The sequence below is a fragment of the Cloacibacterium caeni genome, from assembly GCF_907163105.1.
Lineage (GTDB): Bacteria > Bacteroidota > Bacteroidia > Flavobacteriales > Weeksellaceae > Cloacibacterium > Cloacibacterium caeni_A.
Map to the genome: position 1 here is coordinate 1,741,467 of NZ_OU015321.1, position 17,315 is coordinate 1,758,781.

The window sequence follows — 17,315 nt, forward strand, 5'->3', positions numbered from 1 at the left end:
ATTTAGTAAAAATAATTTATTATGATTAGAAATCTTTTAATAAATCTGGTCTTTTCTGCTGTGTAATTTCTATTGCTTTCTGATGTCTCCATTCTTCAATTTTCCCAAAATTACCACTCAAAAGTATTTCTGGAACGCGCATTCCTTTATAAACTTCTGGTTTGGTATAAATAGGCGGAGAAAGTAAATCATCTTGAAAACTATCCGTCAAAGCAGATTGTTCATCATTTAAAACGCCTGGCAAAAGACGAATAATAGCATCTGCAACTACACAAGCTGCCAATTCGCCACCAGTTAGCACAAAATCACCAATCGAAATTTCTCTGGTAATGTGTAAATCTCTAATTCTTTGGTCTATTCCTTTGTAATGACCACAAAGCAGAATTAAATTTTTCTTAAGCGAGTAAGAATTCGCTATTTTTTGGTTAAAAGTTTCTCCATCTGGAGTTAAGTAAATAATATCATCATACTCTCTCTCAGCTTTTAACTGAGAAATACATAAATCTAATGGTTCACACATCATTACCATTCCAGCACCACCACCATAAACTGTATGATCTATTTGACGATGTTTGTTAAATGCAAAATCACGAACATTATGAAAATGAACTTCTGCCAAACCTTTTTCCATTGCTCTTTTCAGGATGGAAGTTTTGAAAGGACTTTCTAATAAATCAGGAACTGCACTTATAATATCTATTCTCATTGTTCGGTTTTATTTTTTTTATTCGGGATAATGATTAAGCGAAGCGAAGAATCTCTATTAATGTAACTCCACATCCAATTGAAGAAAATAGCGAGTTTGTTTCTTACACTTAAAATCAACATTAAATGAAGAAACATCCAAAAATACCACGCAAAAATCCCTTGAAATTTAAATTTTGGTAAATCTACTACCGCTCTATGCTTCCCAATGGTTGCCATACTTCCTTTGTCATCATATTCGTAAGGTTGCCACTCATTCTCTGATTTTTTCAAGAAATTTTTAGCCAAATTTTTTCCTTGATTAATCGCTACATTCGCTACCTGAGGATGACCATTCGGATATTTCGGAGTTTCCATGTAGGCAATGTCTCCTATCGCATAAATATCATCAAATCCTACTATTTTATTATATCGGTCTACTATATACCTATTGTTTTTAATAGAATTTTCGGTTAATCCTTCAATAATATTCCCAGTTACACCTGCTGCCCAAATCACATTATTACTCGGAATGATATTCCCAGAACTCAGATAAACTCTATCGCCATCATAATCCGTAACTCTATCATTTGAGATAAATCTCACGCCCAAATCTTTCAAATATTGTTCAGATTTTTCTTGAGATTCTTCGCTCATTACCGCCAAAGGTTTTTCGGTAGAACTCACCAAAATAATTTCTAAATCATCAAAATTCATTCTAGGATAATCTCTCGGCAAGATTTCTCTTTTCATCTCAGCAAAAGCTCCCGCCAATTCCACACCAGTTGGTCCAGAACCTACGATTACGATGTTCCAATTGCCATCATCACTTCTACTTTTTTCAATAATTAATTTTTCGAAAGTGAGCAAAACATGGTTTCTTATAGAAATTGCTTCTTGTGTATTTTTCATCCCAAAAGCCAGATTTTCCATTTTTTGATTTCCAAAGAAATTCGTTTTACAGCCAGTTGCAATCACCAATTTATCATAGTGAAAAACATGGTCTTCTGTAATAATTTTATTTTCTGAAGGAATAATCTGTTTCACTTCCGTCATTCTAAATTGAATATTTTTAGAACGCTGAAAAATCTTTCTAAACGGAAACGAAATATTAGAAGGCTCAATTCTTCCGCAAGCTACTTGATAAAATAATGGCTGAAACATATGATGATTCGCCTTGTCAATCATCACCAATTTCTTAGTACGATTGCCATTAAGTTTTTTAGCGAATTGCAATCCTGCAAAACCACCACCGATGACGATTATTTTATCTCTAATTTCCATAAGATTCTGGCAAAATTACTGAATTTATTTTCTAAAAATTTTACTTTTGCAAAACTTATGTCAAAAACCAATCCAAAATCTACCAAAAGAAAAAAAATCCATAAAACCAGACGAAAAAATTATCTTTTTCGCAGATATATTTTGTTGGCCATTTTAGGATTAACCTTGCTAGGAACTGGGCTTTACCTCAGAGACAAAGTGGCATTTTATTACGCCATGTATTTTGAGAAATTTGTACATAAAAACTTAAAAAATTCAGAAGAAGAAACCGCCAGAATCAATAAAATCGTCACTGAATATAATGACAAAATTTTTGGTTTCGACATTTCTCATTATCAGCATAAACGAGACATAAAATGGGACAGCCTCACTATCGCCAATGGTTCTATTCCATTAGAGTTTGTCATTATGAGAGCTTCTATGGGAAATCGAAAAAAAGATAAACATTTTGATGATTTTTGGGAATTAGCCAAAGAAAATAATCTTACAAGAGGTGCTTATCATTTTTATCGTGCAGACGAAGATCCTATTTTACAAGCCAATAATTTCTTAGAAAGTGTACATTTAGAAAGCGGAGATTTACGACCGGTTTTAGACATCGAAAGAATTCCCAGAAGAAAATCTAAGGAAAAACTGATAGAAGATTTGAAAGTTTGGTGTAAAATTATAGAAGAAAAATACGGTGAAAAACCCATTATTTACACCTATTACCATTATTACAAAGATTATTTGCGAGGCGAGTTTGACGATTATCCACTTTGGTTAGCCAATTACAATGATGTTTTAGTTCCTTCGGAAGAAGACTCGTGGAAAATGTGGCAATTCACGGAAAAAGGCATCGTAAAAGGAATTAATGTAAAAGTAGACCTTAATATTTACAACGGAAATTCTTGGAGTTTCAGCGAATTAAAACTTGATTAAAGAAAAATAAAATGATAGTAGAACAATTAAAAAACACACCAGAAGAATTGGTTTTCAGCAACGTAATTGCTTATATAGATAAACATTACGAATTTACACCCACCAAATTCACCAATGGAAATACGGTAAACGAAGCCAATCAAAATAATGGCTCTTGCAAGGTTTTCAGTTTTGCCAAAATCAACCAACTTTCTAAAGAAGAGACACTTTTATTATTTAGCGAGTTTTACAGAGATGATGTTTTGAAAAATCCAGAAGGAACAGACCACCAAAACATTAGAAATTTCATGAAATTTGGCTGGGAAGGAATTGTTTTCGAAGGAGAAGCTTTGAAGAAAAAATAAATCTTTCCACAATAAAATTTATTCCCATTTCATTTTTTGTACTTTCGCAATCTCAACCTTAACCTTTTCCTCAACCTAACATGAACTACGTTTCCGCAGAAAATCTGACCAAATCTTACGGCATCAAAACGCTTTTTAAGAATATTTCTTTCCATATTAATGAAGGAGATAAAATTGCGATTGTCGCCAAAAACGGCACTGGAAAATCTACGCTTTTGAAAATCCTTTTAGGAAAAGAAATTGCAGATTCTGGCGAAGTAGTGATTAATAAAGATGTTCAGGTAGTTTTGTTCGACCAAGAAATAGAGTTTGACTCTCAACTTACTGTGGAAGAATTCATGATGACACTAGATTCTAAGCCTATTCAAGCGCTTAAAAACTATCATCAGTCGCTTCATTCTACTGACCAAAAATTTATAGAAAAAGCTTTGGCAGAAATGGAAATTCACAAAGCATGGGATTTAGAAACCGAAATGAAACAAATTCTTTCGCAGCTAAAAATCACCAATTTAGAGGCGAAAATGGGAACGCTTTCTGGAGGACAAATCAAAAGAGTTGCCCTTGCAAAACTCCTCACCGAAACCAGAGCAGAACACAGACACGTCTTGCTGATTATGGACGAACCCACCAATCACTTAGACGTAGAAATGGTAGAATGGTTAGAAAATTATCTTTCTAAAGCCATGATTACGTTACTTTTAGTAACACACGACCGTTATTTTCTGGATTCTGTTTGCGACACCGTTTGGGAAATGGAAGACCAAAATCTGTATGTTCATAACGGAAGTTATGCGACTTATCTGGAAAACAAGATGATTCGTGAAGATAATTTGAACGCTACAATTGATAAAGCCAACAATCTTTACCGAAAAGAATTAGAATGGATGCGCCGTCAACCAAAAGCGAGAACTACCAAATCAAAATCCAGAATTGATGCTTTCTATGACACCGAAAAAGTTGCGAAAACCAATACCAAAAAGCAATCTCTGGAACTCGATTTTGAGATGAAAAGACTGGGGAAAAAGATTTTGGAGCTCAAAAACATCAATAAAAGTTATGGTGATTTGGTTTTGCTCAAAGATTTTTCATATTCATTTCAGCGAGGCGAAAAAGTAGGAATTGTAGGAAAAAATGGTGCAGGAAAATCTACACTTCTCAATATCATTCAAGGTTTAGAGCCCAAAGATTCTGGCGAAATAGAAACAGGAGAAACTATAAAATTTGGTTATTTTTCACAAAAAGGGCTTCAATATAATGAAGAAGAAAGAGTGATTGATTTTATCAAAAATATTTCTGAAAATTTCCCTTTAGCCAACGGAAGAACTATTTCTGCATCGCAGTTTTTAAGAATTTTCTTATTTGACGACCAAACGCAATATTCACCGATTTCTAAACTTTCTGGTGGCGAAAAACGCAGATTGCACTTAATGTATGTGTTGTATCAAAATCCTAACTTCTTGATTTTTGATGAACCTACCAATGATTTAGACTTGCCAACATTGACGGTTTTGGAAAACTTTTTACAGAATTTCGCAGGTTGTCTCATCATCGTTTCTCACGACCGTTATTTTATGGATAGAATTGTAGACCATGTTTTGGCGTTTGAAGGTGATGGAAAAATCAAAGATTTTGTAGGGAATTTTTCGGAATATAGAGAATGGAAAAAGACTGAAATTGGAAGTCCAAAGTCTGACACTTCGACTCCGCTCAGTGTGACAAACCAACAACCAACAACCAACAACCAGCAACCAAAAAAGAAACTCTCTTTCAAAGAACAGCGCGAACTAGAAACGATAGAAAAAGAAATGCCTGAATTAGAAAAAAAACGCACTGAAATTCTAGAAAAACTCAATAATGAAGCTGATTATGAGAAAATAGCGACACTTTCTGCAGAGCTGGAAAAAGTCTCTGAAAAACTAGAAGAATACGAGATGCGCTGGCTAGAATTACAGGAAATTTTAAATTAATTTTTCTTCTTCAAAAAGAAATTCCAAAGCAATCTGATTTCGTGAAATTCAAAATCTTTTGGCAAGACTTTTAACCAATCTTTCAATTCTTCTTGAGGATTTTCATCAAAAATTTTCTTGAATGTTTCTATTTTTTCGACAGGATAAATTCTTTTCATATCTTCAAAATCCAGCACTCCCTGTTCTGCAATTTTTGCCATGTGTGAAAAAATAGTAGATACTAGAACTCCTTTTGATAAAGCAATTTCGTTAAGCGTTTTTCCTTGTTCAAATAATTGATAAGACAAAACATGAGAAGGAACTTTGGCAATTTTCACCGAAATTTTTTCATCATTTTTTTCATCAAAAAGAGGTTTTTCTAACAAGTGAACCTGCTTTAAATCGTTCAAATAATCTTCTAAATCATCCAGAAAAACTCGAGTGTCTTCATTGTATTGTTTCATTCCTTTTACGCCTTTTGTTTCGGCATAAAATTCTCTAAATGGTTTAAAAATCTCTTCATTTACCTTGGTGAAAAAGAAATTTACCGCTCCAGATGATTTAATTTCTATTTCTTCCCAATTTTCTTGCGATTGGATAAACTTTCTGGTTTTTGGCCAAATAAATTTTTCAAATTTCAAGTAAATATCCGTGAGATTTTCCACCGATTTTTTGATGAGAAAATATAAATTTTGAGTTTTTTCTTTGTCTACAAATTTGCTTTCTTTAGAAGTCTTATTCCAAGTTTCCAAAGATTCTTTAGCCCAAGAGATATCCAGATAGCGAAGCACTTTTCTGATGCTGTAATCGTATTTTTCGGCATGCAAAATTTCTTCTAATCGGTCATTTGCATGAGTAGCATCTTGAAACTCTGCTACTCTTCTGTCACTGAAAATCACATCGCTAGAAATTTTAGATTTCAAAACAATTCCTTCTAAAGTTCTACAGCGCGAAAGTGCCACGTAAACCTGACCAGAAGCGAAAGATTTCCCAGCATCTACAATTAATCGGTCAAAAGTAAGTCCTTGAGATTTATGAATAGTAACCGCCCAAGCCAAACGAATAGGATACTGCTCGAAACTTCCTAACACTTCTTCTTCGATGTTTTTTTCTGCATCGAGAGAGTATTTTTTCTGTTCCCAGTTTTCTTTTTTGAGTTTATAATCTTCGTCATCTCCATCTATTCTTACCCAAATTTCATCAGCAGACAAGTCCACCACTTCTGCTAATTTCCCGTTGAAATATTTTTTTTCTTGAGTAGCATCATTTCTGATGAACATGACTTGTGCGCCCACTTTCAGCTCTAAAACTTCTTCATTCGGAAATTGAGACTCCTTAAAATCACCAACAATTTTAGCTTTAAATTGATACGTTTTTCCTCCTAATTCATTCAGCTTTTTTGTATTAATATCATCTGCAATTCTATTATGAGAAGTAAGATAAACGTAGGCTTCTTCTTTTGGTTCAAAATCTGGAATGTATCTTTCGTGGAGCTTTTCGTAATGTTCTCTGGAAAGATTTCCGTCTCTTATTTCATTTAAAATTTCAAGAAAATCTTCATCTTTTTGCCTGAAAACTTCAGTCAGTTCTACTGTGAGAAGATTGGTGTTTTTTAAAACAAAAGCATCGAAAAAAAATGGCGAAGCATAAAATTGCTTCATGATATATTCATTTTCGTCTCTTACTACAGGCGGAAGTTGGTACAAATCACCTATGAAAAGCATCTGAACACCCCCAAATTTTTCTTGATTTCTTCGAATATGGCGCAGCGAAAAATCCATCATATCCAGCACATCTGCTCTTAGCATAGAAACCTCATCTACAATGATGACTTCTACCTCTCTTAGCAATTTTAATTTATCTTTTCTGTACTTGAAATGCTGCATTAAATCTGGAATATTCATCGCCAGATTTTCATTAATTCGGTCTAAAGTTGGGATAAAAGTTCTGAGTGGAAACCCGAACATAGAATGAATGGTAACACCACCAGCATTGATAGCAGCGATTCCAGTTGGCGCTACTACAATGTGTTTTTTACGTGTTTTTTTAACGAAATTATTCAGAAAAGTGGTTTTACCGGTTCCTGCTTTTCCCGTGAGGAAAATATTTCGTGAAGTGTTTTCTACGAGGTCAAAAAGTTGGTTATTCATTCTAGGTTCAAAAATAGTGAAAAAAAAATCAAGATGTGGTGATTTGAAAATTTAGCATTATGAAGATTTAAAATCTAATTTTTTAAAATTATTGATGTAAAAAATGGAGAAAGATTTAATGATAAATAAAAACTATCACATTAATAGATGACACAAATCATAAAAAAGATATTGACTAAGAAATTAACTTTGCACCAGAATTTTTAAGAAAAATCTTATGAAATCGCTATGATTAGAAAACACCAATGCTAATCATGATTAAGCGATTGCATATGACCTCTAAAAAAACAATAAATATCTACATATGAAAAAGATATGGATTTTTTTGACGCTCTTTTTTGCGTTTGCCACTTATTCTTCTTGGATTTATACAGGCGCAACAGACTACGGAACCGTAATGACTACCCGACAACAATTGGGTAAAAAAATATATCAAGAGTACAATTGTCAATCTTGTCATCAGATTTTTGGTTTAGGAGGATATTTAGGTCCAGAACTTACTACTGCTATTTCAGATAAAACTCGTGGAGAAGCCTACGTAAAGGCTTTTATAGAAAATGGAGGCGGAACCAGAATGCCTAATTTCCATTTCAGTAAAGAACAAACAGAAGCATTGGTAGATTATTTAAAATATGTAGACGCAAATGCTTTTTCTTATAAAAACACTACACCAAATGAAACTGAAAAATAACATCATCGGAAGTTGGTTCATTATCATTGCCATTTTTTCGCTTTTCTTAGGACTTGTTTTTGGGATTTTAGGAGGATTGCAACATCTTTATCCCAATTTATTGAAAGATACATTGTCTTTCCAAAAAATGAGACCGCTTCATACTTATCTTTCTATTAACTGGATTTTTACAGCAGCTACAGGAATTATTTATTATTATTTACCAGAAGTTTCGGGTAGAAAAATTTATTCTGAAAAACTGGCGAAATTACAAATCGCTTTACAAATTTTAATATTGGTTTTGGTAACTGTTTTCTTTGTCTTAGGAAAATTTGGAGGAAGAGAATATTTAGAATTTCCACCATATATCGTGATTTTAATTGTGAGTTCTTGGTTAATTTTCATGTATAATTTCTTCATGACGGTAAAACCTAATTACAAAACTGTTCCTGTCTACATCTGGAGCTGGAGTACAGGTTTAATTTTCTTTTTGATTACTACAATAGAAGCTCAACTTTGGCAATTATCATTTTTTAATGACAATATTATTCGAGATGTAACCATTCAGTGGAAAGCTATGGGTTCTATGGTAGGTTCTTGGAATATGCTGGTGTACGGAACTGCTATGTTTGCTATGGAAAAAATCTCTGGAGACCAAAAAATTAATCAATCTAAAATTGCATTTTTCTTTTATTTCCTTGGCTTAACGAATCTTATGTTCAACTGGGGACACCATACTTATATAGTACCCGCTTCACCAATGGTGAAACTGATTGCTTACAGCATTAGTATGACGGAATTGCTTATTTTGGCTAACATTATTTACTCTTTTAGAAAAACTTATCTTAAAGCGAACCACCAAAATCACAAGCTTTCGTTTAAGATTCTTACTTACGCAGAAATCTGGATTTTACTCAACTTAGTACTTTCTATTTCTATATCAATCCCTGCTATTAATTTCTATACGCACGGAACACATATTACAGTGGCGCATGCAATGGGTTCTACAATTGGCATCAATACTTTACTGTTATTAGCTTCAATCACTTTAATTGTAGACGATGTTGCGCCGCATTTTTTAAATTGGAAAAGATACAATTGGAGTCTTTTGATTTTCAATTTATCATTGGTTATATTTTGGGTTTGTTTAGTCGGAATGGGACTACAAAAAATTTCTGAAAAATTGCAAAACAAGAGTTTTTATGACATGATTAACGCCTTGAGCATTTATTTCAAAATTTTCACCAGTTCCGGCGCTGTACTTCTTTTGGCACTGATAGCGCTACTCTATCCTTTGTTTAAATTTAGTTGGCACTCTGTGACAAAGAAAATACAGTAAAAAAAGCCTGATTCTCCACGAGTCAGGCTTTTGATTTATTTTTATGAACTTAAATATTTTTCTTGAAAAATAGCATATCGGTGTAAATCTAAAAATTGACCATTCTTAAGAACTTCTTGCTTCAAAATTCCTTCAAATTCAAAACCGTTTTTCTTCAATACTTTTCCCGAAGCAGGATTGTGCGGAAAATGAGAAGCATAAATTTTATTTAGATGTAACTCTTCGAAGCCAAATTGTTGAATTCTTTGTAATGCTTCAGTAACATAACCTTTGTTCCAAAAAGATTTCCCGAGCCAATATCCAACTTCTGCTTTTCGATTTGCCAAATCTACATGAAGACCAATCGCTCCGATTAGTTTTAAATTTTCTTTTTCACGAATAGCAAAAATGTAAGCATCTTTTTTAGCAAAACCGTCTTCAGCCATTTTTAACCAAAAATGAGCATGCTTTTCTTCATAAGGATAAGGAAAAGTAATGGTGTTTTCTGCAATTTCAGAAGTAGAATTGGCATGAAAAATAATGTCCTCCAAATCTGAAATCGTAGGCAAAGAAAGCACTAATCTGGCTGTGGAAAACGTGGGGAAATTTTGCATTTTTAGTTCCGAGTTCCGATATTTTTAATATTTTAACAAATTGTAGCATGATGAAGATTCTCTATTTCTCTACCATTCTCCAAGTCTACACTCTATTTTCCCTCTTTATACCAAGAAGAATATTTCACGTAATTATTCGCAATTCTGTCTATTTCACCAGAAATCAGTTCCTGTGAAACGTCTTTTATTTTTTTTGCAGGAACTCCTCCCCATAATTCACCTGCTCTAATGTGTGTTCCTTGTGTAACTACAGAACCTGCCGCCACAATAGAATTACTTTCTATCACACAATTATCCATTACTACAGAACTCATCCCAATCAGTACATTATCATGAATCGTACAACCATGAACACAAGCGTTATGCCCAATAGAAACATTATTACCAATCACTAAAGGAAATTTTTCATATGTACAATGCAGCATTACATTATCTTGTACATTTACTTTGTTTCCTAATTTTATGTAGTGTACATCTCCTCTAATTACCGCATTATACCAAATACTGCAATCTTTTCCCATCTCTACATCACCGATGATAACTGCAGTTTCTGCTAAAAAAGTATTTTCCCCGATTTTGGGAGTTTTTCCTAAAAGTTCTCTTACTAAAGCCATATTTTTAGTCTATAATTTGTGGTTGAAATTTTAAAATTTTGCAAAATATTAATAATTGAAAAAATCTAACTTGCATCTTCTCTCTTCTGACTTGCTTTCCGTATTTTTGCATCTCAAATTTAAGTAAAAAATGCATACAATTACTATAGAACCTACTGCAAACCCAAATGTAATGAAGTTTGTGGCTGATTATACCCTGATTCCAGGTTCATTAGAACTTGATAGAACTTCTGATATTTCAGAAATTCCATTGGCTCAAGAACTTTTCAATTATCCTTTTGTTTCTAAGGTTTTTATCTCTGCTAATTTTGTAGCAGTTGCTAAAGAAGACCATGTAGAATGGGAGCACATTGCAGAAAGTCTTAAAAATGTCATCGAAGATGAGCTTCTAGCAAATCCTAGAATTTACAGACAAAAACCTCAACAGAGATATGAAATTTTCGCTGAAATGACCCCGAATCCTGCCGTAATGAAGTTCGGTGGAAACAGATTATTATTAGACGGTTTCGTAGAAGTAAAATCTAAAGAAGAAGCAGACGAAGTTCCTTTAGCAAAAGTGCTTTATGATGAATTTAAATTTGTAAAAGAAGTTTTTGTTTCAGAAAATTTCGTGGCAGTAACCAAAGATGATTCTGTACAATGGCATGAGGTGATGACTGTAGTGAGAAATGTGATTGCCGAGTTTTTACAAAATGGCCATAAAATCACCAATAAAGAACCTCAGAAACACGAAAGTCCTGTAGAAAAAATTATCAATAGAGAATATACAGATGTTGAGCAAAAAATTTCTGATATTTTAACTGAATATGTTTCACCAGCTGTAGAAAACGATGGTGGGAAAATCTCACTTTTAGAATATGATGCAGAAAATAAAACCGCAAAAATGCTTTTACAAGGTGCTTGCAGCGGTTGCCCAAGTTCTACGGCTACGCTAAAAGGAGGAATAGAACAAGTGCTTAAAAATTTCTTGCCAGATTTAGTAGAAAAAGTAGAAGCTGTAAATGGATAATTAGTTTTTAGTGGATAGTTGTCAGTTGATAGTATTTACACTGATAACTTTCGATAATATAAAAAAATCAAAGTTTTGAATACCAACAACCAACAACCAACAACCAACAACATAAAAAAAGGAATACTACTCGTAAATCTTGGTTCGCCGAAATCTACAAAAGTAGAAGACGTAAAAGAATATCTAGATGAATTCTTGATGGACGAACGCGTGATAGACTATCCATGGTTCTTTAGAGCGCTTTTAGTAAAAGGAATTATCCTCAATACTCGTCCTAAAAAGTCTGCAGCGGCTTACAAAACCGTTTGGACTGATGAAGGTTCGCCATTGATTGTCATCACGAAACAGATTCAACAAAAATTGCAGAAATTAGTGGATATTCCTGTAGAAATCGGGATGAGATACGCTGAACCAAGCATAGAAACCGGAATTAGAAACTTGGTAGAAAAAGGCGTAGAAGAAATTGTACTTTTCCCACTTTATCCGCAATATGCGATGAGTACTACAGAAACTGTAGTTGAAAAAGCGAAAGAAGTTCAAGCGAAATTTTTCCCAAATATCAAAATCAATTATGTAAAACCTTTCTACAATAGAGACCTTTACATCAATTGTTTGGCTGAAAGCATTAAAGAAAAATTGCCAGAAAATTTTGATTTGCTTCAGTTTTCGTATCATGGAGTTCCAGAAAGACATATTTACAAAACAGACCCTACCAAAACTTGCAAAATAGGCGATTGTTGTTTCAAAGAAGATCATCCATCACATCAATATTGTTATAGACACCAATGTCTGAAAACTACCGAATTGGTAAGACAAAAATTAGGTTTAGAAGACAGTCAAGTGAAATCTACTTTCCAGTCTAGATTAGGAAAAGACAAATGGATAGAGCCTTACACAGATGAAACTTTAGAAAATCTACCTAAAAATGGCGTAAAAAATCTAGCAATTGTTTGCCCAGCTTTTGTAAGTGATTGCTTAGAAACACTAGAAGAGATTTCTGTAGAAGGAAAAGAAGAGTTTTTACATGCAGGTGGAGAAAACTTCCACTACGTTCCTTGCCTTAACGACGAAGACAGATGGATAGAAGTTGTAAAACAACTTTACGAAGAAGAATTATAAAAATAAATACATTTTTAAGCAAATACCCCTAAAAAAAAATAGGGGTATTTTTATTTTATTACATTTTTTATTCCTAATTTTGACTAAAAATAAGGGGTAATAAATAAAAATAAATAAAATTGGAAAATAATTTAGATTCTTTAAAAAGCAAAATAAACTCACTTCCTGCTGAGTTTTTAGAAATCATTTCAAAATATTTTGAAAACCTAGAACCCAAAAAAAACACAGGAATTTGCACTTACCAAATAGACGAAGTAAAAGAAAGGTTAGAATTTCATAGAGAAAACCCTAAAAGCAGACTAGATTTTTTTGAAAACATAAAAGAACTAGAACATTCTCTTTACACATCATTATGAAAATACAACTTTCATCTATCGCCAAAAACGACATTTTACTTTACGCCAGAAAATATAAATCTGATGACACTTCATTAGGTCAAAAATTCTTGGAAGAAATACAACTAAAAGCCATCCAAATTTCTGAAAATCCAGAACAATCTGAAATTATCTACGAAAACATTAGAATTATAGCACTCGACAGCTTCCCAATCAATTTACATTACACTTTCGAAAAAGAAACAGATACCGTTTTCATCACCGCTGTTTTCGTCAAGAAAAATATAGAAATTTAAACAAATTTATCTTTTTCTGGTTTCGCCGTAACCAATTAAACCGTCATAATTTCTATCAAATGGAGCGTAATATAAAAATGCCTGATATAAATTTTCGGTTTGCCAAAAATTACCATTAATTTCACCTAAATCAATGAAACCTGTCGCATCTTTGGTAGCCAAAATATAATTATAAAAACCTTGTTTCAAATAAATTTTAGCAATGTATTTTTTGGCATTTTCATCATAAGACATTTTATTTTCTACTGAAGGAGTAAAATCATTAAAAGCTCCTAAAACATAAATTTCTTTTTCTGTTTTCTCGGAATCCAGAGAAAAATACACCCAAGAATAATCTGCTTCTGTATCTGCATTTCTTTCAATTCCTAAATCATTTCTTCTGAAATAAAAAGCTCCGTTTACATCTGGCTGATATTGATAATTAAGCGGAAAAGCCCAAACCGAATGCAAATAGGTATGATTTCCTTCGTCATTATTATTCGTTGCAGCTACCATATCAAAAGGTTGATTCATGTTTTTATTATCAAAGTAATAAAACTCATTATTTCCCGGGAAAACCAAATTCATCTGTTGAAAAAGCAATTTATTTCCCATCGCAGCATTAGGTTTCTGATTATAAATCCCCAATCCAAAATTATTATTTTGAATCACATTCAGACTAATGGAATTGAGGTTAGAAAACAAACTTGCTTGATTAGAAATCGCAGAAACTTCTATTCTTTGATTAAGATTTGACGCCTTACTATCTGCAAATCTGGTGACATTAATTCCTAAATTCGCACCATTTTCTACTACACAAAACCTTTTCTTAAAAAGCGGTTTATTCACCGATTCATCAAAAACGATGATTTCATAATTTCCAGAAATTTTCAGTTGCGACTTCTCATTCGGGAATTTTAAAGTGTAATGCGTATACTTTTGAACCGTATTAAAAGAGTATCTAAAATCTTGAATATAAGAATTCACAGGACCTTTAGCATATTCTGTGAAAAACAAACCATCATCTTTCCAATTCCTATCAAAATGTTTAAATGTATATCGATAAACGGTAGATTTATTTTCTAAATCATCAAAATTCAAAACCAATTGTTCCCCAAATTTAATGACAGGTGTTTCATCATTGGTTTGAGGATTAAAAAGCTGAACACTTTTAATTTTTTGACCAAAAACCAAAACAGAAAGCAATAAAAAAGTAAATTTTAGAAATTTCATATCACGAAGATAACGAAAATCGAGCCAAAATATTGAAATTTAAAACGCTGAAAATGATTAAATTTGAAAACTTAAAATCTAAACTTCAAAACATGCTCCATATTCATATTTTTCGATTCAATCCTTTTTCAGAAAACACTTATGTTTTGTTTAATGACAAAAAAAACGGTGTCATTGTAGACCCGGGAAACTGGAACGAAAAAGAAAATGAAATTCTAGAAAATTTCATCGAAGAAAAAGAGATTTCTATCAAAAATATTTTACTGACTCATGCTCACATAGACCATGTTTTAGGCTTACAATGGGCTTTTGACACGTATAAAGTTGCCATAAAAATGCACGAAGAAGAAAAAGATGTACTCGACAGAAATCCGATGTCTGCCAGAAATTACGGCTTTGACTTCAAACCTTTTGTTGGCGACATCGAACTTTTAAAAGAAGGCGAAAAATATTTTATAGACGAAGATTCTTTTGAAATTTTCCATGTTCCTGGACATTCACCGGGAAGCATAGCCTTCTATAATGAAGCGCAGAAATTTATTATTTCAGGTGATGCACTTTTCCAAGGAAGCATTGGCAGAACAGATTTATACAGAGGAAATCATGAACAATTGCTAGAAAGCATTCGCACGAAACTTTTTACTTTACCCGAAGAAACAGAAGTTTTCAGCGGTCACGGAAACGCAACACAAATCGGCTTTGAGAAAAATCACAATCCGTTTTTCTAAAAAATAAAAAAGAGTCAAGTTTAATGCTTGACTCTTTTGCTTTTTATGAGGTAATTTTAATTATTTCCATTTGATATTACAACCCATGCTTGGTTTTTGTAATTCTTCCTGTGGATTTCCTGACAATAGATTTTCGAAAGCAATAATTAAGTCTTCACCTGTGATTTCTTTTTGATTTCCTGGTCTAGAATCATCCATTTGACCACGGTAAATCAAGTCTAATTTTTCATCAAAGAAATAAAAATCTGGTGTACAAGCTGCGTCATAAGCTTTTGCTACAGCTTGACTTTCGTCAAATAAATAAGGGAATTCAAATTTTCTTTCGATTTGAAATTCTATCATTTTTTCTGGAGAATCTGCTGGATATTTTTCTACATCATTCGCATTAATTGCGATAAATTCTATCCCTTGCGTATGATAATCTTCGTATAATTCCGTCAATTTATCGATAACGTGTAACACAAACGGACAGTGATTGCACATGAAAATCACCAATGTTCCTTTTTCTCCTTTTAAATCTTCTAAAGATTGAATTTCGTTGCTGTGAGAAGGATTTGGGAGTTCAAAAAAAGGAGCTCTAGTTCCTAAAGCGAGCATATTGGAAGGTGTATTTGCCATAACTATTGATTTATCATTAATTTATTGACTGCAAAATTACGGAATTTATTTTTCTATCTTCGATAAAATCTCATGAAGCTGCTCTTCTGAATAATCATACGGAAGCCAAGTCACATTTTCTACTTTTCTATTCCAAGTTTCCTGTCGTTTTGCATATCTGCGAGAGTTTTTCTTGATTTCTTCTACAGCAAAATCTAAATCCCAAGTTCCTTCTAAATATTTAAAAATTTCGGTGTAACCTACGGTTTGTAACGGAACAAAATTTTGATATTTCGTCAAAGATTTAACCTCATCTATCAACCCTTTTTCCAACATTTTATCTACTCGAAGATTAATTCTTTCGTACATGATTTCTCTGGGTGCGGTAATTCCTATTCGTATTACTTTAAAATCTCTTTTATGCTTAGGTTCTGCAATAATTTCAGAATATTTTCTGCCTGTTTGCCAAATCACATCTATGGCTCGTAATAATCTTCTGGGATTTTCTTTGTGAACTACATTATAATATTCTTCGTCTAGATTTTTGAGAATTTCTTGGAGTTTTTCCAGACCTTCTTCGTCCAAAATTTTCTGTAACTTTTCTTGATTTTCCGCATTAGCTTCTGGCAAATCATTCAGTCCTTCTACAACTGCTTTTTCATACATCATACTTCCCCCAACTAAAACTGCAAAATCATTTTTCTCAAAAATTTCTTCAATCTTTTCCAAAGCATCTTCTTCATATTGACCTATGGAATAGTAATCTTGAACCGAAAGATGACCAATAAAATGATGTTTAGCTTGTGCTAATTCTTCATCTGTAGGAGTAGCAGTTCCTATTTTCATTTCTTTGAAAAACTGTCTAGAATCACAAGAAATAATCTCTGTACCAATATGTTTTGCCATTTCTATGGCCAGTTTTGTCTTGCCAATTCCTGTAGAACCAATAATAGAAATGAGTGTTTTCTGCATACTGCAAATTTATTCAAAAAAAATCGTCCCAAGAAAATCTCGGAACGATTTAAAAAAAACACAAATGAAATTATTTTATTTACTCTATTATTTCTGCATCGATAACTTTATTATCTTTCTTTACCGCATTTTTTTCGTTTTCCCAAATGATAAATCGGTCTACTTCTTTTAAAACCATTGGTAAAACCAATGCTAGAATTCCTAAATCATCTAAGAAAATCCCCGGCAAAAAATCTAATGGCGAAATGATATATACAAATGCTGCCAGTGGAATGATTACATTCTTAAGATCCATTTGAAATTCGCCTTTTTTGTACGCTTTAAACATTTTTAAAATTTTAGGAAACTTCGAAATTAATCCGTCTTTTTTAAATGCTTGAAACAACAATGCTATTTTTTTCATTTTAATATTTTGAGTTTTTGGTTTGTTATGATTTAGATTTCAAAATCTTTGCCAATTTAAATTAAAAACGCTCACAATATTTTATTTTAATAGATTTTA

General features: G+C 32.7%; 19 protein-coding genes. 10 read left to right on the forward strand and 9 right to left on the reverse strand.

Annotation, left to right across the window (positions count from 1 at the left end; all coding sequences use genetic code 11):
- Window positions 1–25: 25 nt before the first annotated feature.
- Together trmD and KKQ76_RS08005 are read right to left on the reverse strand one after the other, a co-directional pair.
- Window positions 26–706 (reverse strand): tRNA (guanosine(37)-N1)-methyltransferase TrmD, encoded by a 681-nt coding sequence (trmD, locus tag KKQ76_RS08000; RefSeq protein WP_213196684.1) that lies wholly within the window; start codon window positions 704–706, stop codon window positions 26–28.
- Complete coding sequence (locus KKQ76_RS08005) at window positions 703–1,968, reverse strand: NAD(P)/FAD-dependent oxidoreductase (protein ID WP_213196685.1); 1,266 nt, start codon at window positions 1,966–1,968, stop codon at window positions 703–705. Before KKQ76_RS08005 ends, trmD begins: the two co-directional genes overlap by 4 nt.
- Before the next feature lie 57 nt (window positions 1,969–2,025).
- On the opposite strand from KKQ76_RS08005, the gene KKQ76_RS08010 reads away from it, so the two are divergent.
- From KKQ76_RS08010 to KKQ76_RS08020, 3 genes are all read left to right on the forward strand, one after another.
- On the forward strand, window positions 2,026–2,889 hold the full coding sequence (locus KKQ76_RS08010) for a GH25 family lysozyme (protein ID WP_213196686.1): 864 nt from the start codon (window positions 2,026–2,028) through the stop codon (window positions 2,887–2,889).
- A gap of 11 nt (window positions 2,890–2,900) precedes the next feature.
- Window positions 2,901–3,233, forward strand: coding sequence for a HopJ type III effector protein (locus tag KKQ76_RS08015; RefSeq protein ID WP_213196687.1), 333 nt, complete (start codon window positions 2,901–2,903; stop codon window positions 3,231–3,233).
- Window positions 3,234–3,313: 80 nt separating this feature from the next.
- The gene (locus tag KKQ76_RS08020) at window positions 3,314–5,200 is read left to right on the forward strand and encodes an ABC-F family ATP-binding cassette domain-containing protein (RefSeq protein ID WP_213196688.1); all 1,887 of its coding nucleotides are present in this window, start codon (window positions 3,314–3,316) and stop codon (window positions 5,198–5,200) included.
- Here the strand turns inward: KKQ76_RS08020 and KKQ76_RS08025 are convergent.
- Complete coding sequence (locus KKQ76_RS08025; RefSeq protein ID WP_213196689.1) at window positions 5,197–7,329, reverse strand: helix-turn-helix domain-containing protein; 2,133 nt, start codon at window positions 7,327–7,329, stop codon at window positions 5,197–5,199. The genes KKQ76_RS08020 and KKQ76_RS08025 overlap by 4 nt on opposite strands.
- 304 nt (window positions 7,330–7,633) lie before the next feature.
- On the opposite strand from KKQ76_RS08025, the gene KKQ76_RS08030 reads away from it, so the two are divergent.
- Together KKQ76_RS08030 and KKQ76_RS08035 are read left to right on the forward strand one after the other, a co-directional pair.
- Entirely contained in the window at window positions 7,634–8,020 is a 387-nt protein-coding gene (locus KKQ76_RS08030) for a c-type cytochrome (protein WP_213196690.1), read from the forward strand.
- Complete coding sequence (locus KKQ76_RS08035) at window positions 8,004–9,338, forward strand: cbb3-type cytochrome c oxidase subunit I (RefSeq protein ID WP_213196691.1); 1,335 nt, start codon at window positions 8,004–8,006, stop codon at window positions 9,336–9,338. The genes KKQ76_RS08030 and KKQ76_RS08035 overlap by 17 nt, the downstream gene beginning before the upstream one ends.
- Before the next feature lie 41 nt (window positions 9,339–9,379).
- Here KKQ76_RS08035 and KKQ76_RS08040 read toward each other — a convergent pair whose 3' ends face one another.
- Window positions 9,380–9,931 carry a GNAT family N-acetyltransferase gene (locus KKQ76_RS08040; protein WP_213196692.1) on the reverse strand — a complete coding sequence of 184 codons (552 nt, stop codon included), beginning with the start codon at window positions 9,929–9,931 and terminating at the stop codon, window positions 9,380–9,382.
- A gap of 92 nt (window positions 9,932–10,023) precedes the next feature.
- Window positions 10,024–10,545 (reverse strand): gamma carbonic anhydrase family protein, encoded by a 522-nt coding sequence (locus KKQ76_RS08045; protein ID WP_213196693.1) that lies wholly within the window; start codon window positions 10,543–10,545, stop codon window positions 10,024–10,026.
- A 130-nt stretch (window positions 10,546–10,675) separates the two neighbouring features.
- Between KKQ76_RS08045 and KKQ76_RS08050 the strand changes: the two genes are divergently transcribed.
- From KKQ76_RS08050 to KKQ76_RS08065, 4 genes are all read left to right on the forward strand, one after another.
- Window positions 10,676–11,554: a NifU family protein gene (locus tag KKQ76_RS08050; protein WP_213196694.1), complete on the forward strand. Its 879-nt coding sequence runs from the start codon at window positions 10,676–10,678 to the stop codon at window positions 11,552–11,554.
- A 75-nt stretch (window positions 11,555–11,629) separates the two neighbouring features.
- Window positions 11,630–12,673, forward strand: coding sequence for a ferrochelatase (gene hemH, locus KKQ76_RS08055; protein WP_246501367.1), 1,044 nt, complete (start codon window positions 11,630–11,632; stop codon window positions 12,671–12,673).
- Window positions 12,674–12,792: 119 nt separating this feature from the next.
- Window positions 12,793–13,029 carry a hypothetical protein gene (locus KKQ76_RS08060; RefSeq protein WP_213196695.1) on the forward strand — a complete coding sequence of 79 codons (237 nt, stop codon included), beginning with the start codon at window positions 12,793–12,795 and terminating at the stop codon, window positions 13,027–13,029.
- Entirely contained in the window at window positions 13,026–13,304 is a 279-nt protein-coding gene (locus tag KKQ76_RS08065; protein WP_213196696.1) for a hypothetical protein, read from the forward strand. Before KKQ76_RS08060 ends, KKQ76_RS08065 begins: the two co-directional genes overlap by 4 nt.
- Window positions 13,305–13,310: 6 nt before the next feature.
- Here KKQ76_RS08065 and KKQ76_RS08070 read toward each other — a convergent pair whose 3' ends face one another.
- The gene (locus KKQ76_RS08070; RefSeq protein ID WP_213196697.1) at window positions 13,311–14,516 is read right to left on the reverse strand and encodes a type IX secretion system plug protein; all 1,206 of its coding nucleotides are present in this window, start codon (window positions 14,514–14,516) and stop codon (window positions 13,311–13,313) included.
- 92 nt (window positions 14,517–14,608) lie between these two features.
- Here KKQ76_RS08070 and KKQ76_RS08075 point away from each other — a divergent pair, with 92 nt between their 5' ends.
- Window positions 14,609–15,244 (forward strand): MBL fold metallo-hydrolase, encoded by a 636-nt coding sequence (locus KKQ76_RS08075; protein ID WP_213197497.1) that lies wholly within the window; start codon window positions 14,609–14,611, stop codon window positions 15,242–15,244.
- A 60-nt stretch (window positions 15,245–15,304) separates the two neighbouring features.
- Here the strand turns inward: KKQ76_RS08075 and KKQ76_RS08080 are convergent, their stop codons facing one another.
- The 3 genes from KKQ76_RS08080 to KKQ76_RS08090 all read right to left on the reverse strand — a co-directional run bounded on the left by KKQ76_RS08080 (window position 15,305) and on the right by KKQ76_RS08090 (window position 17,216).
- Entirely contained in the window at window positions 15,305–15,862 is a 558-nt protein-coding gene (locus KKQ76_RS08080; protein ID WP_213196698.1) for a thioredoxin family protein, read from the reverse strand.
- Window positions 15,863–15,907: 45 nt separating this feature from the next.
- Window positions 15,908–16,813, reverse strand: a complete 906-nt coding sequence (gene miaA / locus KKQ76_RS08085) for a tRNA (adenosine(37)-N6)-dimethylallyltransferase MiaA (protein ID WP_213196699.1) — start codon at window positions 16,811–16,813, stop codon at window positions 15,908–15,910.
- A gap of 79 nt (window positions 16,814–16,892) precedes the next feature.
- The gene (locus KKQ76_RS08090) at window positions 16,893–17,216 is read right to left on the reverse strand and encodes a YkvA family protein (protein ID WP_213196700.1); all 324 of its coding nucleotides are present in this window, start codon (window positions 17,214–17,216) and stop codon (window positions 16,893–16,895) included.
- Between the last annotated feature and the right edge of the window lie 99 nt (window positions 17,217–17,315).